Source organism: Pseudomonas sp. GM79 (assembly GCF_000282495.1).
GTDB lineage: Bacteria > Pseudomonadota > Gammaproteobacteria > Pseudomonadales > Pseudomonadaceae > Aquipseudomonas.
The window spans coordinates 44,910-71,503 of sequence record NZ_AKJE01000110.1; the positions used below are offsets into that span (position 1 = coordinate 44,910).

Here is a 26,594-nt window from a genome sequence, read left to right on the forward strand (position 1 = left end):
GCCATGGCTTATGACTCGATTTACAAACCCGACCTGTTCGCTGGCCAGAACATCATCGTCACCGGTGGCGGCAGCGGTATCGGCCGTTGCACCGCCCACGAGCTCGCAGCCCTCGGCGCGCAGGTGCTGCTGGTGGGGCGTAATGCCGAGAAACTGAAAAAGGTCGCCGCTGAAATCACCGAAGACGGCGGTAAAGCCAGTTGGCAGGTCTGCGATATCCGCGATGAAGACGCCGTCACGCAACTGGTCAGCGAGCTGATCCGCAAACACGGGCCGATTCATGGGCTGGTCAACAATGCCGGCGGGCAGTACCCCTCGCCCCTGGCGTCGATCAATCAGAAAGGTTTCGAAACCATACTGCGCACCAACCTGGTGGGTGGTTTTCTGATGGCCCGTGAGGTGTTCAATCAGTCCATGAGCAAGCACGGCGGCGCCATCGTCAACATGCTCGCCGACATGTGGGGCGGCATGCCCGGCATGGGTCACTCGGGCGCGGCGCGCTCGGGCATGGACAACTTCACCAAGACCGCCGCGTTTGAATGGGGCTATGCCGACGTGCGGGTCAACGCGGTCGCGCCAGGCTGGGTCGCCTCCAGCGGCATGGACACCTACGAAGGTGCGTTCCGGGCCGTAATCCCGACCCTGTGCGAACACGTACCGCTCAAGCGCATCGGCACCGAATCGGAAATCAGCGCGGCGATTGTTTTCCTGCTCAGCCCGGCAGCCGCTTTTGTCAGCGGCAGCACGTTGCGCATCGACGGCGCCGCCAGCCTTGGCGGGCGGGCGTGGCCGATGCACAAGGCGCAGAACAGTCATTCGTACAACGGCTTTCACCGCGCCTATTTACCCGAAGTACTCAGACCCGACGCGTCCAAACCTGACACCTCCAAACCAGACGTCTCCAAACCAGATGAACCCAAGGACAAGGAATAACCATGCCGGTCATCCAGTCCCAGGTAGACCCGTTCAGCGAATCGTTCGCCCGTAACCGTGCGGCCATGCTGGCCGGCATCGAGCAGGTCCGCCAGCTCGAACAGAACCTGCTGAACAAAGCCGCCGAAGCCAAGCCCAGGTTCGACAAGCGCGGGCAACTGCTGCCCCGGGAGCGACTTAACCTGCTGCTTGACCCCGGCGCGCCGTTCCTCGAACTGGCGAGCCTGGCCGGCTATAAGCTGCACGACGACAAGGACGGCAGTTCGGCCGGCGGCGGTTTGATCGCCGGCATCGGTTACGTTTCCGGCGCGCGGGTTTTGGTGGTGGCGAACAACAGCGCGATCAAGGGTGGAACCATTTCCCCCAGTGGTTTGAAAAAGTCCCTGCGCCTGCAACAGATCGCCATGGAAAACAAACTGCCGGTGATCACCCTCGCGGAGAGCGGGGGCGCCAACCTCAATTACGCGGCGGAGATTTTCGTCGAAGGCGCGCGCAGCTTTGCCAATCAGGCGCGGATGTCGGCCATGGGCTTGCCGCAAATCACCGTGGTCCATGGCTCGGCCACGGCGGGCGGTGCTTATCAGCCGGGGTTGTCGGATTACGTGGTGGTGGTGCGCGGCAAGGCCAAGCTGTTTCTTGCCGGGCCGCCGCTGCTCAAGGCCGCCACCGGTGAAGTCGCTACCGACGAAGAACTGGGCGGCGCCCAGATGCACGCGCAAACCGCCGGCACCGCCGAATACCTGGCCGAGAACGATGCTGATGGCGTGCGCCAGGTGCGCGAGATCATGAGCCTGTTGCCGTGGAACGATCAGTTGCCATGGTTACCCGAACGTCGGTGGGAAGAACCGCTCTACCCCATCGACGAACTGCTGGGACTGATCCCGGATGACCCGAAAAAGCCCTACGACGTGCGCGAAATCATCGCCCGGATTGCCGACGCGTCGAACTTCCTCGAATTCAAGGGCGAGTTCGACCAGCAAACAATCTGCGGGCATTTGCAGCTTCAGGGTCGAGCCTGCGGCTTCATCGGCAACAACGGCCCGATTACGCCCAAAGGTGCGAGCAAGGCTGCACAGTTCATTCAGCTCTGCGACCAGAGCCAGACGCCCCTGCTGTTTTTCCACAACACCACCGGTTTCATGGTCGGCACCGAGTCGGAACAACAAGGCGTGATCAAGCACGGCGCGAAAATGATTCAAGCGGTGGCCAATGCCCGAGTGCCCAAACTGACGATTGTCGTCGGTGGTTCCTACGGCGCTGGCAACTACGCGATGTGCGGCCGTGGCCTCGACCCGCGTTTCATCTTCGCCTGGCCCAACAGCCGCACCGCGGTGATGGGCGGCGCTCAGGCCGGCAAAGTGCTGCGGATCGTCACCGAAGCCAAACAGCTCAAGGACGGGTTGGTGCCCGACCCGAAAATGCTCGACATGCTGGAACAAGTCACCGCGCAGAAGCTCGACAGCCAGTCCACCGCGTTGTATGGCAGCGCCAATCTATGGGACGACGGGCTGATTGATCCGCGGGACACCCGCACGTTGCTCGGGTATTTGCTGGACATCTGCCATGAGGCCGAGGTTCGTTCGCTGCAACCCAACAGTTTCGGCGTAGCCCGTTTTTGATGACGCGGAGCGTCTAAGGCTGCATTCCCACGCAGAGCGTGGGAACGATCACAGGAGAACAATAAAAAATGATCTTCACCCAGGAACACGAAGCACTGCGCCGCACTGTCCGCCAATTCGTCGATCACGAGATCAATCCTCATGTCGAGGAATGGGAAAAAGCCGGGCGTTTTCCGATCCATGAGATCTTCCGCAAGGCGGGCGACCTTGGTCTGCTGGGGATTTCCAAACCGGAAAAATTCGGCGGCATGGGGCTCGACTACAGCTATTCGATTGTGGCCGCCGAAGAGTTCGGCACCATTCATTGCGGCGGTATTCCGATGTCCATCGGCGTGCAGACCGACATGTGCACCCCGGCCCTGGCGCGTTTCGGCTCCGATGAACTGCGCGAAGAATTCCTCCGCCCCGCGATCACCGGCGAGCAGGTTGGCTGCATTGGCGTCTCCGAAGTCGGTGCAGGCTCCGACGTAGCAGGCTTGAAAACCACCGCCCGCAAGGACGGCGACGACTACGTGATCAACGGCAGCAAGATGTGGATCACCAACTCGCCGAGCGCCGATTTCATTTGCCTGCTGGCCAACACCTCGGATGACAAACCGCACATCAACAAGTCGCTGATCATGGTGCCGATGAACAGCCCTGGCATAAGCCTCAGCTCGCACCTGGACAAGCTCGGCATGCGCAGCTCGGAAACCGCCCAGGTGTTTTTCGACAACGTGCGCGTGCCGCAACGCAACCGCATCGGCCACGAAGGCGCGGGATTCATGATGCAGATGCTGCAGTTCCAGGAAGAACGGCTGTTCGGCGCCGCAAACATGATCAAAGGCCTGGAGTACTGCGTCGACAGCACCATCGAGTACTGCAAGGAGCGCAAAACCTTTGGCAATGCGCTGATCGACAATCAAGTCATCCATTTCCGCCTGGCCGAGCTGCAAACCGAAATCGAATGCCTGCGGGCGCTGGTCTATCAAGCCACCGAGCAATACATCAAAGGCCAGGACGTCACCCGTCTGGCGTCCATGGCCAAACTCAAGGCCGGGCGCCTCGGTCGGGAGGTCAGCGACAGTTGCCTGCAATATTGGGGCGGCATGGGCTTCATGTGGGACAACCCGGTGGCGCGGGCTTACCGCGATGTGCGGCTGGTGTCGATCGGCGGCGGTGCCGACGAAATCATGCTGGGGATCATCTGCAAACTCATGGGCATCCTGCCGGGGAAAAAGAAATGAACACCCTTCCCGTTTGCCAGACTCTGTTGCTCGAACGGCATAACGGCGTCCTGCACATCACCCTCAATCGCCCCGACAGTCGCAACGCCATGAGCTTGCAAATGGTCGCCGAGCTGCGTGCGGTGCTGGCGGCGGTGCGCGATGACCGGCAGGTTCGCGCGTTGGTGATCGGCGGTGCCGGCGGGCATTTTTGTGCCGGTGCCGACATCAAGGACATGGCCAATGCCCGCGCGCAAGGCGCGACCGCCTACCGCGAATTGAACCGTGCGTTCGGCGCCTTGCTGGAAGAAGCTCAGCATGCGCCGCAAGTGGTCATCACGGTGCTGCAAGGCGCTGTGCTTGGCGGCGGCTTCGGTCTGGCCTGCGTCAGTGACATAGCCATGGCCGATCATCAGGCGCAATTCGGCCTGCCGGAAACCAGCCTCGGCCTGTTGCCGGCGCAGATCGCACCGTTCGTGGTGCAGCGCATCGGCCTGACCCAGGCCCGCCGACTGGCCCTGACCGCCGCACGGTTCGATGGCACCCAGGCCCGGCGGATGGGATTGGTGCATTTTGTCGAGCATGACCCGCAAGCCTTGGCCGAGCGCCTCGATGAAGTGCTGGCCCATGTGTTGTGTTGTGCTCCGGGGGCGAATGCGGCGACCAAAAAACTCTTGCTGGCGAGTGCGGGGCAACTTTCGGATGGACTGCTGGATCAGGCCGCCGAGTGGTTTAGTGAAGCGGTGACTGGGGATGAAGGGGTCGAGGGGACCATGGCTTTTGTGCAAAAGCGAAAACCGGGTTGGGCTTCTTAAAAGCTTCGCGAGCAAGCCCGCTCCCACAGGGGAATGCATTTCAAATGTGGGAGCGGGCTTGCTCGCGAAGAGGCCCTGAATGACACCGCAAAATTCAAGGAAAGCGTCCATGCCCGCCTTCAGCAAAATCCTGATCGCCAACCGCGGTGAAATCGCCTGCCGCATCCAGCGCACCGCGCAAGCGCTGGGCTACCGCACCGTCGCAGTATTCAGCGACGCCGACGCCGATGCCTTGCATGTGCAGATGGCCGACGAAGCCGTGAACATCGGCCCGGCCCCGGTGCAGCAGTCTTACCTGAACATTCAGGCAATCATCGACGCCGCCCGGCGCACCGGTGCCGATGCGATCCACCCCGGTTACGGCTTTCTCTCGGAAAACGCAGAATTCGCCCGCGCCTGCCAACAGGCCGGCATCATCTTCATCGGCCCGAGCCCCGAGGCCATCGAACTGATGGGCAGCAAACGTCTGTCGAAACTCGCCATGATCAAAGCGGGCGTGCCCTGCATCAAAGGCTATCAGGGCAGCGAACAGGACGACGCGACCCTCGGCCGTGAAGCCGAAAGCATCGGCTACCCGCTGATGATCAAGGCCAGTGCCGGTGGCGGCGGTCGTGGCATGCGCCTGGCGCACAGCGCTGGAGAGTTGCTGGAGCAGATTCGCACCGCACGCTCCGAGGCACTGCATGGGTTTGGCAGCGACGAACTGATCCTCGAACAAGCCTTGATCGACCCGCGTCACGTCGAAGTTCAGGTGTTTGGCGATCAGCACGGCAACCTGATCTATCTTGGTGAGCGCGATTGTTCGATCCAGCGTCGGCATCAGAAAATCATCGAAGAAGCGCCCTGCCCGGTGATGACTGCCGACTTGCGCCAGGCCATGGGCGAAGCGGCGCTCAAGGCGGGGCGCGCGGTGAATTATGTCGGCGCCGGCACTGTGGAGTTCCTGCTGGATGCTCGCGGGCATTTCTACTTTCTGGAAATGAACACCCGGCTGCAAGTGGAACACCCGGTGACAGAGCTGATCACCGGCCTCGATCTGGTGGCCTGGCAGTTTCACGTGGCCGAAGGACTGCCACTGCCGTTGCAACAGGAGCAGGTTCAGCTCAACGGCCATGCCATGGAAGTGCGTCTGTATGCCGAAGACCCAGCCCAAGGATTTCTGCCGCAAACCGGGCGAATCGCAGCCTGGGAACCTGCGTTGCCGGGCGGTGTGCGGATCGACCATGGCTTGATCGAGGGCCAGTCTGTCAGTCCGTTTTATGATCCGATGCTGGGCAAGCTCATCGCCCACGGCGCTACCCGCGAAGAAGCCCGGCGTAAGTTGCTGCGGGCGGTACAGGACAGCGTGCTGCTGGGCGTGCAAAGCAATCAGCGCTTGCTCGCCTGCCTGCTGGAACATCCGCAGTTCATCAGCGGCAAGTTCAGCACCGGGTTCATCCCCACGCACTTCGCCGATCATCCCTGCCTGCATCCCCATGTGCCGAGAGCCGAAGAACTGGCCATCGCTGCGGCGCTGTTTTATCAGGCTTCAGCGCAGGCTCACCGCACCCCGCTGGCCGGTTGGCGCAACAACGCCAGCGTGCCTTTGCACTACCGAATCGGCCTGGAGGATCAGGATTGGCCAGTAGAATTGAACGCTGAACCTGGCAAACCCTACCGTGTTCAGATCGACGCTCGTGCCCTCGAACTGAAGGTCATACAGTGCGACGGACGTTGGGCCACGCTGGAAATCGACGGCATCCGCCAACGCCATGCCTACCGCCTCGAGGCCGGGCAACTGTGGTTGTTCACGCGCCCCGGCAGCCTGCGGCTGGTCGATCGAACCCAGGCACTGGTCAGCAGCCAGGCCAGTGTCAGTTCCGGCACGCTCAAGGCGCCGATGGACGGGGCGATCGTCGACGTACTGGTCAGTGAGGGCAGCCCGGTCAGCAAAGGTCAGCTATTGGTGGTGCTCGAAGCAATGAAAATGGAGCATCCGCTCAAATCGGGGATTGACGGAGTGCTTAAACGCTTGCAGGTCAGGGTCGGCGATCAGGTCAAAAATCGTCAGATTTTGTTAGAGGTCGGATAAGCCGCTAGGCGGATCCGCCGGGTTTGGCTACGCTCAAGCCCTATCAGGACGCGGATACCAGGAACCCTGCGATGCCTCACTGGTTGGTCATTGATCTGGAAGCCACCACCGATGAGGGTGGCTGGCCAGTAACGGAAATGGAAATCATCGAAATCGGTGCCACCCTCGTGGACCGCAAGGGCCAGGAACTGGATCACTTCCAGTGCTTCGTGCGCCCGTTGCGCCGGCCCTTGCTGACGCCGTTTTGCCGGGAACTGACCCACATCACCCAGGCCAATATCGATGCCTCACAACCGCTCACCGACGTCTGGCCGTTGTTCGAACGCTGGCTCGGCCAGCATCACGCACGCCTGGAAGGCTGGGCCAGTTGGGGCGATTACGACCGCAAACAGCTGCTTCAAGACTGGCAGCGCCTGCAACTCGACAGCGCCCTGAGCCGGGTGCCGCACATGAACCTCAAGCAACGCTTCGCCAAGGCTCGTCGGCTGGAGCGCCCGCTGGGGCTTAATGGAGCCTTGCAGCTGGCGGGCCTGCAGTTCAACGGTCAGCAGCATCGGGCGCTGGAAGACGCGCGCAATACTGCGCGTTTGTTACCGCTGGTTTTCCCCGCGAATCCTTGAGTGCAGGAGGTGACGCCTATCGACACCTTGTGCATACTGGCCGGCCCTTTTTAGCCCTTTTCGAGGAACCGCCCATGTTTAAAGTCAACGAGTACTTCGACGGCACCGTCAAGTCGATCGCCTTTGGCACCGCTGAAGGTCCAGCGACCATCGGCGTCATGGCACCGGGCGAATACGAATTCGGCACCAGCCAGCGTGAAATCATGCACGTGGTGTCCGGCGCCCTGACCGTCAAACTGCCTGACAGCGATGCTTGGGAAACCTTCGCCGCCGGCAGCCAGTTCAACGTGCCCGCCAACAGCAAGTTCCAGCTGAAAGTGGCCGTCGACACCGCTTACCTGTGCGAATACCGCGGTTAACCCCCCGGGTTTTCACAGCGACAAAAAAAATGCCCGTGTCCTTGGACGCGGGCATTTTTTATTTTGAAGGGCTTTTATTCGAGGATCGTCACGGGCATGCCGACTTCAAGCCGGCCATTGCCGTCGTTGACCAGATTCTGCCCGAACATCGCGCCGTCGGCCTCGGCGCGGTATTTCTGCAATGTGGCCAGCGGTTCACGATCTTCGCTGCGTTCGCCGGTCTGCGGGTCGATGGTGGTCAGAATGCAGCGTGAGCAGGACTTGACCACGCGGAATTCGACATCGCCAATGCGGATGCGCTTCCAGCTATCTTCGGCATACGCTTCACTGCCCTCGATCACCAGATTGGGCCGGAAACGCAACATCTCCAGCGGCCGCCCGACTTTGCTCGACAAGTCTTCCAGCGACGCCTGACCAATCAGCAACAACGGGAAACCGTCGGCAAACGCCACCTGATCGTCGTCCTTGCCATAGCCGGCCTGGGTGGTCCGTGCGCGATCAAGCGGCACTTGCACCAGACGCGTCGGCTTGCCGATGAACTCACTGACCCAGGCACCCGCCGCATCGCCGGCATCGGGGACGCGCAAGGTGTCGCGCCAGATGGTCACGCCACGCAAATCGGCATCGCCGTCAGGCAACGCAATATCGATCGTTGAATGGCCCGGGGCACTGAGGGTCAAGCCGCCGTCGGCACTCCACAACGCCGACAGCTGACTCATTTTCGCGACCGCGCGTTGGGTCAGAAAGCGCCCACTGGCTTCGTCCACCAGCATCCAGCGTCGATCACCGTCCAGTCCCAGCTTGTCCAGGCTGACCTCATTGAGGGTCTCGCCCTTGCCGGATTTCAATGGAAAACGATAAAGCGCGCTCAGACGCATGGCCAGCTCCCTGGTGGGTAAAAACGCCACCCTATACGAGCTTGATTGCCGAATCAAAGGCCCCGTGGCGAGGGGGCTTGTCCTAATGCCTCTAAATTAAGCTGTAATGCCAGCTGCTACAAAGAATGCGCCGGGGCTTAACTTGTCGGCACTGCGTCGAGCATAAGGCGCTGGCGCACCACGTCGACGAGTTTGTCGGGCTGGAATTTGGAGAGAAAGTTGTCGCAGCCGACCTTCTTCACCATCGAGTCGTTGAAGCTGCCCGACAGCGAGGTGTGCAAGACCACATAAAGGCCACGCAAACGGGGGTCATTACGGATTTCGGTGGTCAGGCGATAGCCATCCATCTCCGGCATTTCCGCATCGGTGAAGATCATCAGCAGCTTGTCGGTCATGACTTCGCCCGTATCTGCCCAGGCCTTGAGCATGTTCAGCGCCTTCAAGCCATCGCTGGCAATGTGCATCTTCACGCCCAACTGACCCAACGTGTCGCGCAATTGCGACAAGGCCACGTTAGAGTCATCCACCAGCAGCACTTCGCGGCCACGGGCACGCTCCAGCACCGGATCGTCGAGTTTGTCGCGCGATACCTTGGCGTTGTACGGAACGATCTCCGCCAGGACTTTCTCGACGTCGATGATTTCCACCAACTGATCATCGACTTTGCTGATGGCGGTCAGGTAATGCTGGCGACCGGCACTGGCCGGCGGCGGCAAAATGGCTTCCCAGTTCATGTTGACGATGCGGTCCACGCCACCGACCAGGAACGCCTGCACCGAGCGGTTGTACTCGGTGACAATAATGGTACTGGTGGGACTTGGCACCAACGGGCGCATGCCGATGGCCTGGGACAGATCGATCACCGGCAGCGTCTGGCCACGCAGGTTGACCACGCCGCAAACAAAGGGATGGCGTTGCGGCATCAGGGTCAGCTTCGGCAGCTGAAGCACTTCCTGGACCTTGAAGACGTTGATCGCAAACAATTGCCGTCCGGCCAGCCGAAACATGAGAATTTCCAGGCGATTCTCACCCACTAGTTGCGTGCGTTGGTCTACCGTGTCGAGAATGCCGGCCATTAATGACTCCTGGGCTTGTTCTGATGAATTCACTAAAGGGAGTTATCGGCTGTTTTTGCCGGACCTTGACCCCCAGACAAAATGCCAGGTTCAGGCATTGATGTCACATTAACATCATGCTTTACTGGCTCCGTGATTTTCATCTGCTTCCTTCCCTGCGGCGCGACCTCGGTTTGCACGTTAGGTTCCCCTGCGTAAGGGATTCCCCTAGTAACAATCAGGCCCAACCTGATATTCGCAATATCCAATAGCCATTAATGTGACGCCATTCTCATTGCATGAATGGAGTCAGGCTTTTGTGTGCGATTGCAGGTCAGTGGCCATCCACCCTCTCGAGTTCCCCTGCCGGCGCTCAAATCTGCCGGAGCGCGATATCACGAAGGCTTGGCAGCGCGGGGACACCTATGGTTCTCGTCGGCACACACGACATTCCCTCATCTGACACGACGTTGTGGAGATAAGCATGCCGAACGACACCAAAGAGTGGGCTCAGCGATTTCCGGAATTTCTCGTTGAGGCTGAAACACTCTTGGCCAAATCCGAGGAATGCCTGAGTCATTTGCAACTGATCAGCAATGACAAGGACGCCATCGATTGCATGCTCAGCACCCTTCTCAAGCTGTCCAGCAAGGCCGATGCCTTGGCACTGGCGGCGGTCTCGGAGTTTTCGCTGCATATCCATGGATTACTGAGCTGCGCGCAGAACCACATGGACCTGCACGATCAAGCCCTGGACGCGCTCAAGGACTGCTTCACATTATTGGCCTGGCAACTCGAACTCATCGATCAGACTACCGGCCAACTCAGTCTCGATGACACTGAACAGACCTCACTGATAGAAGCGTTTGCGTTTCAAGTGGGACAAAGTCAGTTTCAGCCGCCCAGCCATGCCAGACCCTTCAGGTTGGTTTCGTTCTCGGAACGGCAAGCTTAAAAACATCAACCCTGGCCGTGTTGTGCTTTTCTATTGCCATGACGCCGCCCTATAACTTGATGCGCTCATGCCGCAATTGAATGGGCATTGCGTCGAAGACAGTTCGAGATAGTTATCCCTGTCTCGACTTCAGATAGTGGGCAATAAAAACAAAATGCCTGGCAATCGATATCTTCCGACGACAACAATCGAAAGTTTTTCCATTATGGAACCATCGTCCAAAAACTGTATTTTGACTATATAGAGCTATATACCGAACGCGACCAACGGTATGTTAAGTGGTAGTATGCGGACCATTAGTTGACGCCAATTAATGGCACAGTGAAGCCAGCCAAGCACCCTGAAGGCTGCATTTCCAGCACTGCACCACAGCCATGAAGGCGACTTCACACAACGATTTCCACACAGAGACCCGTCAGCCCTTGTGGCCGGTCTGCCCGCAGCGAACATCTATTGGCTCCATCCGCTATGTACGCCAGCCTCAAGTCAATTACCCTGTGGCCACCCTCCCAAAAAAACGCGCGCCGGTTCACGCTTTTTCTGTGTATCTGTTCGGCGCTTGGCAGCCTGCTGGTCTACAGCTTGTCCATATCTGTGCCGTTGAGTCTGCTGGTGCTCAATAGTGCAGCGCTGACCTGTGTCTGGGTGGGACATTGCCTTTCGCGCAAATCGATAAAGTTTCAACCTCAAGAACTGGCTGACCGTCTGCTGCAAGTGCAGGAAAACGAACGCCATCGGCTCAGTCGGGAACTGCATGATGACATCGGTCAATTGCTGACCGCCGCGAAACTTCAAAGTGAATGGCTCAAACGTCGAATGCCCGAAGAACTGCAGGGTCAGTGTTCGGTACTGTGCGATACGCTGGACGAAACACTCACCAAGGTGCGAGATGTGTCGGCCATCCTGAATCCGCGGCAACTGGCCAGTCTCGGGCTGGAAGCCAGCCTGCGTGCACATTTACTCAGGACCCTGGCCAATACCTCCGTGCACTGGAGCCTGGAATGCCATCAACGCCTGACGGGCATACCGGAGGAAATGACGGTGGCAGCCTTTCGCATCACCCAAGAAGCGGTTACCAATATACTGCGTCACGCCGAGGCCAGTAATTTGTTGGTCCGCCTGCAACGCCAGCCCCAAGGCCTGACGTTGTTGATCAGCGACGACGGCCTGGGTTTCGCGCCAGCGGCAGATCCCGCTCGCGAGGGGCAACGCGGAATGGCCGGGATGTCGGAACGGATCGATCAGTTAGGTGGCACACTGACCGTGACCAGCGAGCCGGGCAAAGGCACTCAAATCGAAGCACTCTTCCCCTGGGCGCCGCGTGCGCTGGAACGGGCCAGTACCAATAAGGTTATGCATTGACTTGTAACTTACTTCTGGTGGATGACCACTCGCTTATCAGGGCTGGCGTGCGCGCCCTGGTGCTGGATATTCCCGGCTATGCGGTAATCGGGGAGGCCAATGACGGCTCGCTGTTAGTCGAGATGGTCGAGCAGCTGTCCCCGGACATCATTCTGCTGGATATTTCCATGAAGGAAACCAGTGGTCTTGAAGCCTTGCAGCGACTCAAGCGCGTACGCCCGCAGTGCAAAGTGCTCATCCTGTCGATGCACACCGACCCGGCGCTTATCATGCAGGCCCTGGAATCAGGGGCTCATGGCTACCTGCTCAAGGACACCACGGCCACCGAACTCGAACATGCCCTGGATGCCTTGCGCAATAACGAACGCTACCTGAGCCCGGCCATTGCCCATACCGTCATCAACCAGGCGCTGACCCGAACCCAGAAAAATCAGACGCAAACCCAGGACTCGCACAATCTGACGGCACGTCAGCTGGAAATCCTGCGACTGATTGTTCGCGGAAAATCCACCCGGGAAATCGCCAATGGCCTGGGCCTGAGCATCAAGACTGTCGAAACCCACCGCTCGCAGATCATGAAACGCTTGCAGATCTACGATGTGGCCGGTCTGGTGCTGTTCGCCGTGCGCGAGCAAATCATCAGTCTGGACGATTAGCTGGATTCGAGACACTCAATAGCGGCGAGCCCTCGGGCAAATGCACCCGCAATGCCGCCGGGCGCGCCGAGAAACGCAGACTGTCGCCCTCCAGAGGTTCACCATCAAGGTTGATGTAAAGGCCCTCCGAGACTTTGATCTCGACCCATGGCAAGCGAGCTCGCACAAACATGTTATCGATGCCGAAGCCATCGGCCAGCAAATCTTTCAAGGTACCGACCACTTCCTGTGGCGCGGGCAAAATGCTGATATCCAGCAGACCATCGTCAGCCAGCGCCTGCGGGCACAACACATGACCACCGCCAGCCTGTCGGCCATTGCCAATGCCCAATGCCAGCAATTCGCCGCGCCAGTGAAAATCTGGCCCCTGCAACTCGCCATAGGCCGCATGCAACTCACTGAAGCGCGATAAACCCGTGAAGAGATAAGCGGCGCCGCCAAGAATTTTTTTCAGATCTTCGGAGGTATTGGCCGTGACCTGACTGCCAAAGCCGCCAGTGGCCATGTTCAGGAAAACCTGACCGCCTACTTCTCCCAGATCAATGGTTCGCGGGACAGCCTCCAGAAGATCCAACGCCTGAGCGGGCTCCAGAGGCACACCGGCAGCACGAGCAAAATCATTGGCGGTGCCCAAGGGCAAAAGTACCAGGCTGGCCTGCGTCGAATGCGCCGCCATGGCTTCAGCGATGTCACGCAAGGTACCGTCGCCGCCGCCGGCAATCAGATGCGTATAGCCTGCCGTCAGCGCTTCTTCCACCAACCGCTGCGCATCACCGGCCTCCCAGGTCAGTCGAACAGCCAGTTTCCAGCCCTGCTGGCGCTTGCCTTCGACGGCTGCACGGACCTCCTCATTGAGTGCCTGCTTGCCATGCAGAATCAACAGTGCCTTGCGCTCGCTCATTTTTGCCACTCCCATATCCGCAATTCCATGGGATATGTTGACCTCGCAGCCCCTGATAAAAGTCGACTGGATTTCAATTATTTCCAAGGGAAGGAAACGTGAGTCCTACAGAGCGGTATTTTTTCGTACAAAACATGAGGAATCGGCTCAATTGACCCATCCGAACAATTGGTACACCGTTGGATCTCGGTTATCAGTTATCACCCGTTAATTACACAGGGACGTGAAAAAATGAATGAAACCCCCTTAAGGGCCTCAAAAAGCGCAAGCAACAACGGCATCGATCACCTGAATGGTTTTAACGCAAGGAGCCAGTTAGTCCATGCAAAGCCATGACCTCAGACTACCGGTAACTCCGGTCGCGCCGTTCGCAGAAAATCGCGCCAATCATCAGGCTGAACTCAAAAACAGCGCAAAGCACGCCGGAGAAGTGGACATGGAACCTCGCGTCATTGAACTGGAGACACACCTCAAGTACATCCGCAGAGACATGGATGAAGTCCGGGGTGACGTCAAATCCATCAAACACAGGCTTGCCTATTCAGCTGGCGCAACAGCCGTGATCCTGGGTCTTCTGGCCTGGATCGCCAACAGCCGCTTCGATCAGGTCGTGACACTTCTGGCACATTAAGAAATGGTCACGCACGCAAGCCCGATGCGATCAACCGGGCTTGCGGGGCAAAACCAGTGCCTGTATCAGCTCAAGACTTCACTCAGCGGGATGAAGCTCACCCAATCACCCTCAATCAACGTACGGTCCTCCAGCACTTCAACCAGACCGTCAGCCCAGGCAGCACTGCGCAGTACGCCAGAGCTCTGATTCCTGTAGATGATTGCCCGGCCATTCTCCAGACGTCCGCGCAAGTACTCACGTCGGTTACCAGCCTTTGGCCAGACAAACCCTGCCGGCACCTGAAACTTCAGGGGCTCAACTTCTTTTACGCCTTGGCGGCGCAAAAGGTAGGGCCTTGCCAACAGAGCAAAAGTGACCAGGGTAGACGCCGGATTGCCGGGTAAACCGATCACGGGCACGCCGCGAAAATGCCCGAACGTCAGCGGCTTGCCTGGTTTGATGGCAAGCTTCCACAGCGTCAATTCGCCCTCTTCCCGCAAAGCAATGCCCAGAAAGTCAGCCTCTCCCACCGATACGCCACCGGTCGAGAGAATCAGGTCGACATCCTTCAACTCACCGAGGCGGGCACGAGTGGTCGCTAAATCATCGGGAAGAATACCGGCATCGATCACCTCACAACCTAACCGCTGCAACCAGCTGCAAAGCAACACTCGATTACTGTTGTAGATCTGTCCTGGCCCAAGGGCCTGACCAGGCTCAATCAACTCATCACCGGTAGACAAGACCGCAACACGAACCTTGCGAACCACGTCCAGCTCAGCGCATCCCAGCGATGCCGCCAGCCCCTGCTCAATAGGCCCCAGACGCGTTCCGGCGGGCAGGATCAGCTCACCGACGGTGGCCTCCTGACCTTGTGGACGGATGTTCTTTCCTGGGGTCATGGTTTCGGTGAAACGTACTCGCTCATCCGCCTGAACCTCGGCGTTCTCCTGCATCTCGACACAGTCGGCACCAGCGGGCACAGGCGCGCCAGTGAAGATCCGCGCACAAGTACCTGGCTTCAAGGGCTCCGGGGCCTGGCCTGCAAAAATCTTCTGACTGACCACCAACGGCTCTCCCGTCCAGTCGGCCACGCGCAAGGCATAACCGTCCATGGCACTGTTGGGCCAAGGTGGCAAATCAAGTGTCGAGACCAGGTCAGCGGCCAGGACACGCCCCTGAACCTGCGCCAACGGCAAGCGTTCGTGCTCACGAATCTTCGAGGCGTCGGCCATTTCCAGTAAACGCGCCAGTGCCACCTCGACAGCCATCAGACTGCCTGTCTTGCCTGGCTTACCCGCGGGTTTCACAGGGTGCCGCCTGTTTCAGATGGGCCACGAAATTGCACGGACGGTGACGAGAATCCAGTTGCTCGGCGAGAATGCCGTCCCAACCGGTGCGCACCGCGTTGGTCGAGCCCGGCAAGCAGCACACCAGCGTGCCATTGGCCAGACCAGCCAAGGCCCGGGACTGAACCGTCGAGGTGCCGATATCCGCTACCGATATCTGCCGGAACAATTCACCAAAACCATCGACCTGTTTATCCAGCAGGCAACTCACGGCTTCGGGCGTGCTGTCGCGACCGGTGAACCCGGTACCGCCGGTGATCAGCACCACTTGCACGACCTCATCAGCAATCCAGTTGGCGACTTGCGCGCGAATTTTGTAGAGGTCATCTTTAAGCAATACACGGGCCGCCAGGTTATGACCGGCAGCGCTCAAACGGTCGACGAAGACCTGGCCTGAGGTATCGGTTTCCAGGGTACGGGTATCGCTGACAGTCAGCACCGCGATGTTGAGCGGTGCGAAAGGTACATCAGCCTTGGCTTTCATAGGCTCGTCCAGTTGTAGGAGAAACAGCCCGGTGTTATATCACAGCGCCTCATTTTTTCGCCGCCCTCATGGAGAAGTGCGATGACCTCGAATACACCTCTGGCACCTTGCTCCATTCTGCTCCTGGCCGGCGGTCGCGGCCAACGCATGGGCGGTCAGGACAAGGGATTGCTGGATTGGCACGGCGAACCGCTGATCGCGCATCTGCACCGCAAGACACGCCCGCTGAGTGATGACCTGATCATCTCCTGCAACAGAAACCTGGAAAAATATGCGCCTTATGCGGATCAGTTGGTCCATGACGACGAAGGCGACTTTCCGGGGCCGTTGGCGGGTATTCGCGCTGGCCTGAAGGCCGCCCGTCACGCCTGCTTACTCGTGCTGCCCTGCGATGTGCCACGCATCGATGCCGCGCTGCTCCAGAGCATGCGTGAAACCGCCGGACAGCATCCGGACAAACCGATGATGCTGCGCCATGGTGAACATTGGGAACCCTTGCTGTGCATGATTCCCGTCGCCCTTTCAGCGGCTTTCGAGACTGCCTGGAACGAAGGCGAGCGCAGCCCGGGTCGCCTTATGCGCAAGCTGGGCGCCACAGCCCTGCAATGCCCGGATAACGACCCCCGCCTGGCCAATCTCAATACGCCGGAACTGTTAAGCACACACCACACTGTGTCAGACTGACACGCGAAGGAACTTGCGCGCGTTGTATACGTCTCAAGCTCAGCAACCAAAAGAATTCCCATTCGGAGACACACCCATGACTCAACGGACCCTCGCCACTTTCATGCTCGCACTGGGCCTTGCCACCCTCGCCGGTTGCGCATCGCCTACAGTGATCACCTTGAATGACGGTCGAGAAATCCAGGCCGTCGACGCGCCTAAGTACGATGAAGAATCGGGCTTTTACGAATTCGAACAACTGGATGGCAAGCACACCCGCGTCAACAAAGATCAGGTCCGTACCGTTAAAGATCTGTAATCTTTACGGCGACAACCAGATACAGAAAAGCCCGCTTTTAAAGCGGGCTTTTTCGTGGCTGAAGAAAAGCAGGGTCGTTAGCCCTGTGATCACCACTGCAAGGTGATGGTGCTTTCGAATTCTCTTTCCTGCCCCGTGACCGGATCGACAAATCGCAGCCCCTGGGCCAACAGCTTCAAGGGGTTGGCATAGTCATCTTCTACGTCCTTGAGCACCTGCGGATAGAACGGATCATTGCAGATGCTGGCCCCCAGGGCTGTCATGTGAACTCGCAACTGATGTTTCTTGCCCGTCACCGGGTACAACGCATAACGCCAGAGTTCACCGTTTTTCTCCCTGACCTCGACAGCCGTCTCGGTATTGCTGATGCCCGGACCTTCTTGCATGCGAAAAAACGGCTCGCCATCGATAAGTCGACTTTTATGGACCAGCGGGAAGGAGTGTTCAGGCAATGCCCGGGCGATTGCTTCATAGCGCTTTTCGATCTGGCGTGTAGGAAACAATGACTGATACGCCGACCGACTCTGAGGGTTGGCTGAAAACAGCACCAGCCCCGCCGTATGCCGGTCGATGCGATGCAAAGGCACCAGATGCGGGTTATCCAGTCGACGGATCAGCCGTCGCAGCAATGTCTGCTCCACGTATTCGCCCGCCGGAGTCACAGGCAGAAAGTGCGGCTTGTCCACCACCACCAGATGCTCGTCGGCATAGAGGATCGACTCCACTACCGGGATCGGTTTTTCGTCCGGCACCTCACGGAAATAATGAATCCGCAGACCTTCCCTGTAAGGCAGGTCCAGGGCGATCGGCAAGCCTTGCCCATCAAGGACACGACCGCGAGCAATTCTGTCCAGCCATTGTTCACGACCGATGGCGCTGAAGTGTTCGCACAGGCAATCGAGGACGGTCTGCCACGTCCCCGGCGGCAGATAGAGCGTGCTGGCCTGGTTGTGTGCGGCAGAAAAAGATGAAGTGGACATACGAAAAGCTCTAACCCCTCAATACAGAGCGGCATTATCCAACAGTGGCCGGAACGAACCTAGAAGAGAATCCTCAGGCCGGTATCGACTGTGCTCGAGCGGCCGCTTCGGTGAACTCCTTGAGCCAGCGCAGCACATCGACCGCTTCCCAGCGCCCCGGATCATAAAGCGCATACAACAACCCCTGATAGCCCACGACATCCAGCTGCCGGTGGTAGCCCGCACGCTGGAACAAGGCTTCGATTTCGGCGAAACAGGTATTGAAATGCAATTTGTTGAAGGGTGTTTTCCCCTCCGTGACCAGACCATCCAAACGCAGTTCGAGGACAGCCTCGCGCACCACGTCCGCCGACATCCGGTTCACGCTGTTCTTCAATTGCTCGACATTGACCAAGGTTCATCCCTCTGACGTCCGGGATCGCCTGCGTAAACCCGAAACCGGGGAAAGCATGGCAGGCAATCGGAGTAACTGTATGAACATACAGTAACCGAATAACCTGTCTTTGGCCAAGGGATGAAACGAGGATCGCGACAGGTGGGGCGCATCGCCAGCAGCGTCAGGGTTCGCGCAGGAACGCCACCACTTCATCGGCACCGAACGGCCAGCCCAACTCAGCGCCGGTATCGATCCGTCGCAACACCGGAATACGCAGACTGTAAGCTTCGAACCAGGTTTCATCGTCAGCGATATCCACCAGTTCCACCAACAGACCACGCTCGACAAACTCCATCAGCATGGCTTCGGCGACTTCACAAAGATGGCAACCAACGGTGCCGAACAACTGACATTCAGGAGGCATGACGACAAGACCCATCGAAGTAAGCGCTCATTCTAGGCCCGCGATCAAAAGCAGTCGAGCCGATGCCCTATCTGTCTGAGCAATGGCATTTCAAGAGATTTCGGTAAACTCCTGACGCACATCATTCGCCTTAACGGCCATTTGCACGATGCTCGCGTCTTTTTTACTTCTACGCTTGAGTAGCCAGAACCCTCACCGGAGTTTTTTGTGTTCGCCAATCTGTTGATCATCTTCATCTCCTCTCTGGTGGTGATTGCATTGTTCCAGCGCCTGCGCTTGCCTCCGGTACTGGGTTACCTGTGCGTAGGGCTGATGATCGGGCCGACAGCGTTCGACTGGGTGAATGAAAGCGAAGAGTTGCCCGACCTTGCCGAGTTGGGCGTGGTGTTCCTGCTGTTTTCTCTCGGGCTTGAATTTTCTCTATCGAAAATGCTCGCACTGCGCCAAGTGGTATTTGGCCTGGGCAGCCTGCAAGTGCTGGTTTCCGGGATCGCGCTGGGGGTGTTGCTGATGCTGTTCGGCATGCCAACCACGCCTGCACTGTTACTCGGTGCCGGTTTGGCGCTGTCGTCCACCGCCATTGTCAGCAAGGAGTTAAGCAGCCTCGGTGAGCTTTTCAGCCGCCACGGCCAGAATGCCATCGCCGTGCTGTTGTTCCAGGACGTGGTCGCAGTGCTGCTACTGACCCTGGTGCCGGTGTTCGCCGGTAACAGCGACCAGGTCTGGTATTGGGCTCTGCCATTGACGCTGGGCAAGACGATCGTGCTGTTCGTCGGTCTGCTGCTGGTCAGTCGCTGGTTTTTGCCACGGCTGTTTCATGAAGTCGCCGCGTCCCGGTCCGCTGAGCTGTTCGTGCTGTTGGCGCTGGTGATCGTTCTGCTGACGGCCTGGCTGACTCACCTGCTCGGCCTCTCCCCAGCTCTGGGCGCCTTTCTCGCCGGCATGCTACTGGGGGAGAGCCACTACCGACATCAGATCGAGGCGGACATCCGTCCGTTTCGCGACATTCTGCTCGGGGTATTCTTCGTCAGCATCGGCATGTTGATCGACTTGCGCTTGTTTGCCAGCCACGGCTTGCTGATTCTCGGTCTGACGCTGGGATTGCTGCTGATCAAAGGCACCGTGGTCGCGCTGCTGGTCAAATGGCGCGGCAGTGATGTCGAAACCGCCTGGCGCAGCGGCCTGGCATTGGCTCAAGGGGGCGAATTCTGCTTTGCCCTGATGGCGCAGATGCAGCAGAGCAAACTGATGCCCGCCGACTTCGGTGGCCTGCTGCTGGCCGCCACGTTCTGCTCGATGCTGGTGACGCCTTTACTGCTGCGCGCCGCTCCCCACATCGCCACACGCCTGCACCACAAGCCCAACGAAGAAGCCGAACTCGAAAAAATCAGCGCACTCAACGCTGGCTTGCACAATCACGTGGTGATCTGTGGGTATGGCCGCGTAGGTCAGTCCATCGGGCGCGTCCTGCGTAATGTAGATCAACCGTACATTGCGCTGGATACCGACCCGGTGCGGGTTCAGGAAGCAGCCGTCAATGAAAACTGCGTTCATTACGGCGATTCACGTCGCGGCGAACTGCTGGTGGCCATAGGGCTGGAACGCGCCAGACTAATGGTGGTCGCCGTGGATCAGACGGACATCGCACTGTTGATACTCAAGGAGGCACGCCGGTTCAACCCGAGTGTGTCGATCCTGGTGCGCACACGGGACGACAGTCAGTTGGCAGAGTTGAAGGCGGCTGGCGCCAGCGAAGTCGTACCCGAGTTGCTGGAGTCCAGCCTGATGCTCGCCTCCCACGCGCTGGTCATGCTGGGCATACCCGGCCAGCAGGTGCGAGACCGGGTCGACCAGGTAAGGCGTGACCGCTATCGCCTGCTGCATGGCTTTTACCCCGGTGCCGACGATGAGGAACGCTGATTCAATCCTGGCTCACGGCACCGATCTTGTGAACCGACAAGTCCGCGCCGTAATACTCCTCTTCCTGACTCAGGCGCAGGCCATGGAACACCTTGATCGTGCCATACACCGCAAAACCGCCAACCAGCGCCACGATCACCCCCAGAGAAGTGCCGATCAACTGGCTGATCAGGCTCACGCCCCCCAAACCACCCAAGGCGGTTTGACCAAAGATGCCGCAAGCGATCCCGCCCCAGACACCACACAGCCCATGCAGAGGCCAGACGCCCAGCACATCATCGATATGCCATTTGCCTTGGGCGGCGGTAAAGCACCAGACAAACAGTGCCCCGGCGATGGCACCGGTCACCAACGCGCCCACCGGGTGCATCAGATCCGATCCGGCGCAGATCGCCACCAGTCCGGCCAATGGACCGTTATGCAGGAAGCCCGGGTCATTGCGCCCGGCGATCAACGCCGCCACGGTGCCGCCGACCATGGCCATCAACGAATTCACCGCGACCAGCCCGCTGACCCCTTGCAAGGTCTGGGCGCTCATCACGTTGAAGCCGAACCAGCCGACGATCAGAATCCACGAACCCAACGCCAGAAAGGGAATGCTCGACGGTGCGAATGCCACGAGTCGCCCATCGCGATAACGACCTTGCCTTGGGCCGAGCAACAACACCGCCGCGAGTGCCAGCCAGCCACCCATGGCATGAACCACCACAGAGCCTGCGAAGTCATGGAAGCTGGCGCCAAAGCGCTCCAGCAACCAGGCCTGCAGACCAAAGTTGCCATTCCAGATCATGCCTTCGAAGAAGGGATAAATGAACGCCACGATCAGCGCCGTCGCACACAACTGCGGGACGAACCGGGCGCGCTCGGCGATGCCTCCCGAAATGATTGCCGGTATCGCCGCAGCAAAGGTCAGCAGAAAGAAAAACTTCACCAGCCCATAGCCATGATCGGCGGTGATCACCGCCGCCGGCTGCATGAAATTGACTCCGTAGGAAATCCAATAGCCTATAAAGAAGTAGGCCAGGGTCGAAATGGCGAAGTCGCTGAGGATCTTCGACAAGGCGTTGACCTGGTTTTTTTGTCGAACCGTACCCACCTCGAGAAAGGCGAAACCGGCGTGCATGGCCAGGACCATGACCGCACCGATAAGGATGAACAACGTGTTGGAGCTATGGACCAGACTGTCCACAGCACTTTGCAGATTTTCCATGGATTGGCAGACCTGAAGGCTGAAAAAAAGCACCAAAGCAGTTCGCGCAGAAGGCTGACGCACCAAGTTGCAGCCGATCCAGACTGAAGCGCTGATCCGGATGAACCGCTTTGGCGCACAAGAACGGAACCTTTGCGCGAGTTTTGATTATTTGAGTTAAGGTTTTCCTGAAATCATGCCCGGCAACAGCGCAACGGCGCAGGCTGACGCACCACGACATAGCAAAAGTTGTACCAGTCATTTGTACTGAACCTTCACGCAAGGCTCATACTCGAACGCTTCAGTAGCCACTCACGGAGATCACCAATGGCACGCACCACAGCAAAGACTGCTCAAGAAGTTTTGATGGAAGATTTTCAGACACTGGTCACCGACACTGAAAGGTTGCTGGAACACACCAAATCCCTGGCTGGCGATCAAGCCGATGAGTTGCGCCAGCAGATCCATGACAGTCTGCTGCGTGCGCGGGAAACCCTGAGATTGACCGAAGACTCTGTGCGCGAGCGCGGCAAAGCCGCTGTCACAGCCACGGAAGATTACGTCCAGGCCAACCCATGGCAATCGGTCGGAATCGCGGCTGGCGTGGGCTTCCTGATCGGCCTGCTGGCCACTCGGCGCTAATATGGCGATCGGCGAATCCGGCCCGTCTGCGACGGGCACCGGCTCATCCCCGCGGCGCCTCGGTGCCGCGTTTCTTGGACTGCTGCACAGTCATGTCGAACTGTTTGGCATTGAATTGCAGGAACAAAAAGCACGCACGGTAAGCCTGTTGTTGTTTGCAGGCCTGACGCTGGTCTTTGCCTTGTTATTGCTGGTGGGCTTGTCGACGCTGGTGTTGATCCTTTTTTGGGACACCTATCGCCTGGCAGCAATCATCGGGCTCTGTGTGTTCTATACCCTCGCCGCGTTGTTCTGTGCGATGCGCTTGAGAGCAGCGATTTTCGATGAGTCCTCGCCCTTCCACGGCACCCTGGAAGAGTTGGCCAATGATCGGGAGCGTCTGTTGCCATGAGCCTGTCTGAACTTCCCCGCAACAGCTCGCGCACGGAAATGCGCAAGGCGCTGATTCGCCTGCGCATGGAAATGCATCGCCAGGAAATTCGCCACGAATCCCAACAGCTGCTGCATCCCTTGCAACGGGTGCGTGGCATGACGCAAAACCTGCAAGACGGTCTCGGCATCAAACACGCCCCGCTCTGGGGCATCGCGGCCGTGATCGGGTTGGGCTTTCTGACCGGCAAGGGGGCCAAGGGTGGCGGTATCGGCAGCCTGACTCGGCTGGCTCGCCTGGGCGTCACGCTGGGGCCACTGATCAAACTGATCATGCAGAACTCGCGCAAACACTAATCAGTCCTGTTTGGCTGCATTCTTGCAATACCACCGGGATTAACCTCTTTTTCGAGAGGTTGATCCTGCGTGCCTGCTTGGTGTCCAGGGTTACCCAGAACAAAACCTTACTAAGGAGGCTTCGTGATCGACGGGCAACCGCTCGCCTGCTTTCAGCCGTTCATCGATACCGCCACGGGCCGCATCGCTGGCGTCGAAGCGCTGGGTCGACTGCGTCAGGCCGACGGTCAACTGACCTCGGTAGGACCTCTGTTCGCCGACCCGCGAACCCCCGCCATTGCCCTGCGTCGTCTTGATCGCCAGATTCGCGATGATGCGCTGAGGCGTTTGCATGAAGCGCCCCCGGACTGGTTTCTCAGCCTCAACATATCGCCCCGCTGGATCAGTCGCTTGCACCGGGACCAGGCACTGCCAAGTCTCAAGCAGTTGAGCAGGCATGGCGTCGACGCGCAACGAATCGTCTTTGAGATCACCGAACTGGGCGGTGACAGCCTGCGTCTTGCCGAAGTCGTGGCCCGTTACCGACAAGCCGGGGCGCGGATCGCCATTGATGATTTCGGTGCCGGTTACTCTCAGCTCGATCGCGTGCTGGCCCTGCAACCGGACATTCTCAAGCTCGACATGCGATTGTTCCAGGCCGCCGCATTGGGAGGCCCCAGCAGCGAGGTGGTGAAGGCACTGGCGCAAATGGCGGAGAAAACCGGTTGCTGGATTATCGCTGAAGGCGTGGAAACCGAAGCTCAACTGAATTTTGCCCTGGAGTGTGGTTCACGCTACGTACAGGGCTTTCTGTTCGCCCGTGCACAAGCTGATTTCTTCGCCACAGATGCCTTTGTCGAGCGCTTCGCGCAACTGCGCCAGCGCTATGTTCAGCAAAAACTGGCTGAACGCGCTCGTCTGATGATCATGCGCCAGCAACTCAGCGAACTGATGACCATCCTGCAAGCCTGGGCTCAAGCCAGCGCGCCCCTCAGCACCTTGCCGCAACTGGAAGCGTTTCCCTGGTTGTTGCGCTTTTATCAATGCGACCGCCACGGCACGCAGCTGACCCCCAATCTGGAATGGCGCAACAACGGCTGGGAAGCCGATAACCGCTACCTGGGCCATAACTGGTCATGGCGCCCCTACTTTTATCACTTGCTGGCCGAGGGTTGGGATGAGCGCCGGCTGACGCTTTCCAACACCTACCGCGATGCCACCAGCAATCAGTACTGCCTCACCGCCGGGCAATTCTTCGATAACGGCGAGCGACTGCTGCTCATCGATATCGATGCCGCGGGGCTTTAGTTCTCCTTGCAGGGACCGGCGCGAACCGGGAAGCTAGGGGATCAGTCACCTGACGGAGAAACCAGCCTTGGATTGGCAAACCCTGCTCACCCGCGAACGCCTCGGAAAGCCTGTGCACAGCCCGGAAGAACTCGGCCGCAGCCCTTTCCATAAAGACCACGACCGCATCATTTTCTCGGGCGCATTTCGCCGCCTCGGGCGCAAGACCCAGGTCCATCCGGTCTCCAGCAACGACCACATCCACACACGCCTGACCCACTCGCTGGAAGTCAGCTGCGTCGGCCGTTCGCTGGGCATGCGCGTTGGTGAAACCATCCGCAGCGCCCTGCCCGACTGGTGCGAACCGAGCGATCTGGGCATGGTGGTGCAATCGGCTTGCCTGGCCCATGACATTGGTAATCCGCCTTTCGGTCATTCCGGTGAAGACGCGATCCGCCACTGGTTCCAGCAGGCCGCAGGCCGTGGCTGGCTGGATGCGATGAGCGAAGCCGAACGCAATGACTTCCTCAATTTCGAAGGCAACGCCCAAGGTTTCCGGGTACTTACCCAGCTTGAATACCACCAGTTCGAAGGGGGGACCCGGCTGACCTACGCCACGCTGGGCACCTACCTCAAATACCCGTGGACTGCTCGACACGCCGACTCACTGGGCTACAAGAAGCACAAGTTCGGCTGTTATCAGAGCGAACTGCCACTGCTGGAACAGATCGCGCACAAGCTCGGTCTGCCCCAACTGGACGAACAACGCTGGGCGCGCCACCCGCTGGTGTACCTGATGGAGGCCGCCGACGACATCTGCTACGCGCTGATCGATCTGGAAGATGGCCTGGAGATGGACCTGTTGGAGTACGCCGAAGTCGAGTCCCTGCTGCTGGACCTGGTGGGCGACGATCTCCCGGAAACCTATCGCCAGCTCGGCCCGCAAGATTCGCGTCGGCGCAAACTGGCGATCCTGCGGGGCAAAGCCATCGAACACCTGACCAACGCAGCAGCCCGAGCGTTCGTCGAGCAACAGGACGCGCTGCTGGCCGGCACGCTGGCTGGCGACCTGGTGGAACACATGCACGGCCCCGCCAAACGTTGCGTCTTGAATGCCAAGGACATGGCGCGCAAAAAAATCTTCCAGGACAAGCGCAAGACACTCCACGAAATAGGCGCCTACACCACCCTGGAAATCCTGCTCAACGCCTTTTGCGGCGCGGCACTGGAGCAACACAACGGCCGTACGCCATCCTTCAAGCACCGCCGCATACTCGACCTGTTGGGCAACAATGCACCCGATCCTCACGGCCCTTTACACACCTCCTTCTTGCGCATGATTGATTTCATCGCCGGCATGACCGACAGCTATGCCGGTGAAATGGCGCTGGAAATGACCGGGCGTTCAAGCCACCGATAAAAACGTATCGATCAGCCTGTCAGAGAGCTCTGAGCGGCTGATCGAATTCTCGACATTCATCTGTATTTCAACGTCGACAGAATCGCCCTACACCTTGTGCGGAGCGGACTGATCGATTGTTCGGCCATCTCGCGAAATAATCTCACTCCCTTTGCTCGACAGATGACTCATGAAAGCTCCTATGTTCAAACATGATTGGCGCATCTTGCTGGTGGAAGATCATCCCTTTCAGCTACGGGCGACTCAGTCCCTGCTCGAGAGTTTTGGCTTCACCCAACTGACCCCCACTGACAGCGCCAGAGGCGCCTTGCAACAAATGCTCAAGGCTGCGCAACCGTTCGACATTCTTCTGTGCGACCAATGCCTGCCCGACCTTGCAGGCCTTGATTTGATCGAATACGCCAGTCACCGGGGGATGATCAGGCAGGCAATACTTCTGAGCAGCCTGACATCCGTCGAACTGGACAAACTTAAAGTCATGGCCTACGAACATGGATTGCCCTTGCTCGGTTACTTGATCAAACCATTGAAACAATCAGACTTCAGAAACTTATTGACCTTGGCCTCCATATAAAAACACGAAAACCCAAACACACTAAAGCAATGACCAGCGCATAGATTCAGACCTCTAACTCAATGCTTTCAATCGCTTGACTAGACCTATCAAACCTTTGCCTTTCCTCATGCAAAACCTAGTTGATACGTAGTCCCATTCTTCTTCAGTTGTAGGACTTTTCCTATATTGCCGCTATAGCTCCCTCAGTTCATGCGGCCCCATAACTATCTGAGCTAAG

29 protein-coding genes are annotated in these 26,594 nt (G+C 58.6%); 20 read left to right on the plus strand and 9 right to left on the minus strand.

The features are described 5' to 3' along the window. Positions 1 to 3 precede the first annotated feature (3 nt). From PMI36_RS03225 to ppnP, 7 genes are all read left to right on the plus strand, one after another. Positions 4 to 933, plus strand: a complete 930-nt coding sequence (locus tag PMI36_RS03225; protein ID WP_008075604.1) for an SDR family oxidoreductase — start codon at positions 4 to 6, stop codon at positions 931 to 933. A gap of 2 nt (positions 934 to 935) precedes the next feature. After that, positions 936 to 2,552 carry a geranyl-CoA carboxylase subunit beta gene (gene atuC, locus PMI36_RS03220; protein ID WP_008075605.1) on the plus strand — a complete coding sequence of 539 codons (1,617 nt, stop codon included), beginning with the start codon at positions 936 to 938 and terminating at the stop codon, positions 2,550 to 2,552. A 68-nt stretch (positions 2,553 to 2,620) separates the two neighbouring features. Continuing rightward, entirely contained in the window at positions 2,621 to 3,778 is a 1,158-nt protein-coding gene (atuD, locus tag PMI36_RS03215) for a citronellyl-CoA dehydrogenase (RefSeq protein ID WP_008075606.1), read from the plus strand. Beyond that, positions 3,775 to 4,572, plus strand: coding sequence for an enoyl-CoA hydratase/isomerase family protein (locus tag PMI36_RS03210; protein WP_008075607.1), 798 nt, complete (start codon positions 3,775 to 3,777; stop codon positions 4,570 to 4,572). Before atuD ends, PMI36_RS03210 begins: the two co-directional genes overlap by 4 nt. Positions 4,573 to 4,681: 109 nt before the next feature. Further along, positions 4,682 to 6,643 (plus strand): acetyl/propionyl/methylcrotonyl-CoA carboxylase subunit alpha, encoded by a 1,962-nt coding sequence (locus tag PMI36_RS03205; RefSeq protein ID WP_008075608.1) that lies wholly within the window; start codon positions 4,682 to 4,684, stop codon positions 6,641 to 6,643. A gap of 71 nt (positions 6,644 to 6,714) precedes the next feature. After that, a complete protein-coding gene (locus PMI36_RS03200) occupies positions 6,715 to 7,263 on the plus strand; it encodes an exonuclease domain-containing protein (protein WP_008075609.1) in 549 nt (182 codons plus the stop codon). 74 nt (positions 7,264 to 7,337) lie between these two features. After that, positions 7,338 to 7,622, plus strand: a complete 285-nt coding sequence (gene ppnP / locus PMI36_RS03195) for a pyrimidine/purine nucleoside phosphorylase (protein ID WP_008009347.1) — start codon at positions 7,338 to 7,340, stop codon at positions 7,620 to 7,622. A gap of 74 nt (positions 7,623 to 7,696) precedes the next feature. Here the strand turns inward: ppnP and PMI36_RS03190 are convergent, their stop codons facing one another. Together PMI36_RS03190 and PMI36_RS03185 are read right to left on the minus strand one after the other, a co-directional pair. Continuing rightward, positions 7,697 to 8,500, minus strand: a complete 804-nt coding sequence (locus tag PMI36_RS03190; protein ID WP_008075610.1) for an MOSC domain-containing protein — start codon at positions 8,498 to 8,500, stop codon at positions 7,697 to 7,699. A 137-nt stretch (positions 8,501 to 8,637) separates the two neighbouring features. Further along, positions 8,638 to 9,576 carry a chemotaxis protein CheV gene (locus tag PMI36_RS03185; protein WP_008075611.1) on the minus strand — a complete coding sequence of 313 codons (939 nt, stop codon included), beginning with the start codon at positions 9,574 to 9,576 and terminating at the stop codon, positions 8,638 to 8,640. Positions 9,577 to 10,039: 463 nt separating this feature from the next. On the opposite strand from PMI36_RS03185, the gene PMI36_RS03180 reads away from it, so the two are divergent. The 3 genes from PMI36_RS03180 (at position 10,040) to PMI36_RS03170 (ending at position 12,528) form a co-directional block, all read left to right on the plus strand. Continuing rightward, positions 10,040 to 10,510, plus strand: a complete 471-nt coding sequence (locus PMI36_RS03180) for a hypothetical protein (RefSeq protein ID WP_008075619.1) — start codon at positions 10,040 to 10,042, stop codon at positions 10,508 to 10,510. Positions 10,511 to 10,978: 468 nt separating this feature from the next. Next, positions 10,979 to 11,872, plus strand: coding sequence for a sensor histidine kinase (locus PMI36_RS03175; RefSeq protein WP_008075620.1), 894 nt, complete (start codon positions 10,979 to 10,981; stop codon positions 11,870 to 11,872). Next, complete coding sequence (locus tag PMI36_RS03170; protein ID WP_032830712.1) at positions 11,869 to 12,528, plus strand: response regulator; 660 nt, start codon at positions 11,869 to 11,871, stop codon at positions 12,526 to 12,528. Before PMI36_RS03175 ends, PMI36_RS03170 begins: the two co-directional genes overlap by 4 nt. On the opposite strand, the gene yegS is transcribed toward PMI36_RS03170, so the two are convergent. Next, entirely contained in the window at positions 12,512 to 13,429 is a 918-nt protein-coding gene (gene yegS, locus PMI36_RS03165) for a lipid kinase YegS (protein WP_008075624.1), read from the minus strand. The two genes, PMI36_RS03170 and yegS, sit on opposite strands and share 17 nt — an antisense overlap. Before the next feature lie 322 nt (positions 13,430 to 13,751). On the opposite strand from yegS, the gene PMI36_RS03160 reads away from it, so the two are divergent. After that, positions 13,752 to 14,060 (plus strand): hypothetical protein, encoded by a 309-nt coding sequence (locus PMI36_RS03160; RefSeq protein WP_008075626.1) that lies wholly within the window; start codon positions 13,752 to 13,754, stop codon positions 14,058 to 14,060. Between the two features lie 65 nt (positions 14,061 to 14,125). On the opposite strand, the gene PMI36_RS03155 is transcribed toward PMI36_RS03160, so the two are convergent. Together PMI36_RS03155 and moaB are read right to left on the minus strand one after the other, a co-directional pair. Further along, positions 14,126 to 15,352 carry a molybdopterin molybdotransferase MoeA gene (locus PMI36_RS03155; protein ID WP_008075629.1) on the minus strand — a complete coding sequence of 409 codons (1,227 nt, stop codon included), beginning with the start codon at positions 15,350 to 15,352 and terminating at the stop codon, positions 14,126 to 14,128. Beyond that, on the minus strand, positions 15,336 to 15,875 hold the full coding sequence (moaB, locus tag PMI36_RS03150) for a molybdenum cofactor biosynthesis protein B (RefSeq protein ID WP_008075630.1): 540 nt from the start codon (positions 15,873 to 15,875) through the stop codon (positions 15,336 to 15,338). The genes PMI36_RS03155 and moaB overlap by 17 nt, the downstream gene beginning before the upstream one ends. A gap of 81 nt (positions 15,876 to 15,956) precedes the next feature. Here moaB and mobA point away from each other — a divergent pair, with 81 nt between their 5' ends. Together mobA and PMI36_RS03140 are read left to right on the plus strand one after the other, a co-directional pair. Beyond that, positions 15,957 to 16,559: a molybdenum cofactor guanylyltransferase MobA gene (gene mobA, locus PMI36_RS03145; RefSeq protein ID WP_008075632.1), complete on the plus strand. Its 603-nt coding sequence runs from the start codon at positions 15,957 to 15,959 to the stop codon at positions 16,557 to 16,559. Between the two features lie 76 nt (positions 16,560 to 16,635). Continuing rightward, positions 16,636 to 16,857 (plus strand): YgdI/YgdR family lipoprotein, encoded by a 222-nt coding sequence (locus PMI36_RS03140; RefSeq protein WP_007895056.1) that lies wholly within the window; start codon positions 16,636 to 16,638, stop codon positions 16,855 to 16,857. 89 nt (positions 16,858 to 16,946) lie between these two features. On the opposite strand, the gene PMI36_RS03135 is transcribed toward PMI36_RS03140, so the two are convergent. From PMI36_RS03135 to PMI36_RS03125, 3 genes are all read right to left on the minus strand, one after another. Continuing rightward, positions 16,947 to 17,837, minus strand: coding sequence for a pseudouridine synthase (locus tag PMI36_RS03135; RefSeq protein WP_008075634.1), 891 nt, complete (start codon positions 17,835 to 17,837; stop codon positions 16,947 to 16,949). 73 nt (positions 17,838 to 17,910) lie between these two features. Beyond that, positions 17,911 to 18,231, minus strand: a complete 321-nt coding sequence (locus PMI36_RS03130; protein WP_008075636.1) for a hypothetical protein — start codon at positions 18,229 to 18,231, stop codon at positions 17,911 to 17,913. A gap of 163 nt (positions 18,232 to 18,394) precedes the next feature. Next, a complete protein-coding gene (locus tag PMI36_RS03125; protein WP_032830720.1) occupies positions 18,395 to 18,637 on the minus strand; it encodes a glutaredoxin family protein in 243 nt (80 codons plus the stop codon). A gap of 207 nt (positions 18,638 to 18,844) precedes the next feature. Here PMI36_RS03125 and PMI36_RS03120 point away from each other — a divergent pair, with 207 nt between their 5' ends. Beyond that, positions 18,845 to 20,557, plus strand: a complete 1,713-nt coding sequence (locus PMI36_RS03120) for a cation:proton antiporter (RefSeq protein WP_008075640.1) — start codon at positions 18,845 to 18,847, stop codon at positions 20,555 to 20,557. 1 nt (position 20,558) lies between these two features. On the opposite strand, the gene PMI36_RS03115 is transcribed toward PMI36_RS03120, so the two are convergent. Further along, positions 20,559 to 21,767 carry an ammonium transporter gene (locus tag PMI36_RS03115; protein ID WP_008075642.1) on the minus strand — a complete coding sequence of 403 codons (1,209 nt, stop codon included), beginning with the start codon at positions 21,765 to 21,767 and terminating at the stop codon, positions 20,559 to 20,561. Positions 21,768 to 22,073: 306 nt separating this feature from the next. Here PMI36_RS03115 and PMI36_RS03110 point away from each other — a divergent pair, with 306 nt between their 5' ends. From PMI36_RS03110 to PMI36_RS03085, 6 genes are all read left to right on the plus strand, one after another. Continuing rightward, positions 22,074 to 22,388 (plus strand): DUF883 family protein, encoded by a 315-nt coding sequence (locus tag PMI36_RS03110; RefSeq protein ID WP_008009371.1) that lies wholly within the window; start codon positions 22,074 to 22,076, stop codon positions 22,386 to 22,388. A 1-nt stretch (position 22,389) separates the two neighbouring features. Then, positions 22,390 to 22,779 carry a phage holin family protein gene (locus PMI36_RS03105; RefSeq protein WP_007895049.1) on the plus strand — a complete coding sequence of 130 codons (390 nt, stop codon included), beginning with the start codon at positions 22,390 to 22,392 and terminating at the stop codon, positions 22,777 to 22,779. Continuing rightward, on the plus strand, positions 22,776 to 23,114 hold the full coding sequence (locus PMI36_RS03100; RefSeq protein WP_007895048.1) for a hypothetical protein: 339 nt from the start codon (positions 22,776 to 22,778) through the stop codon (positions 23,112 to 23,114). Before PMI36_RS03105 ends, PMI36_RS03100 begins: the two co-directional genes overlap by 4 nt. Positions 23,115 to 23,237: 123 nt before the next feature. Continuing rightward, positions 23,238 to 24,401 carry an EAL domain-containing protein gene (locus PMI36_RS03095; RefSeq protein ID WP_008075645.1) on the plus strand — a complete coding sequence of 388 codons (1,164 nt, stop codon included), beginning with the start codon at positions 23,238 to 23,240 and terminating at the stop codon, positions 24,399 to 24,401. A gap of 67 nt (positions 24,402 to 24,468) precedes the next feature. Beyond that, positions 24,469 to 25,800 (plus strand): deoxyguanosinetriphosphate triphosphohydrolase, encoded by a 1,332-nt coding sequence (locus PMI36_RS03090; RefSeq protein ID WP_008075647.1) that lies wholly within the window; start codon positions 24,469 to 24,471, stop codon positions 25,798 to 25,800. 169 nt (positions 25,801 to 25,969) lie between these two features. Next, positions 25,970 to 26,374, plus strand: a complete 405-nt coding sequence (locus tag PMI36_RS03085) for a response regulator (protein ID WP_008075649.1) — start codon at positions 25,970 to 25,972, stop codon at positions 26,372 to 26,374. The last annotated feature ends 220 nt before the right edge of the window (positions 26,375 to 26,594 follow it).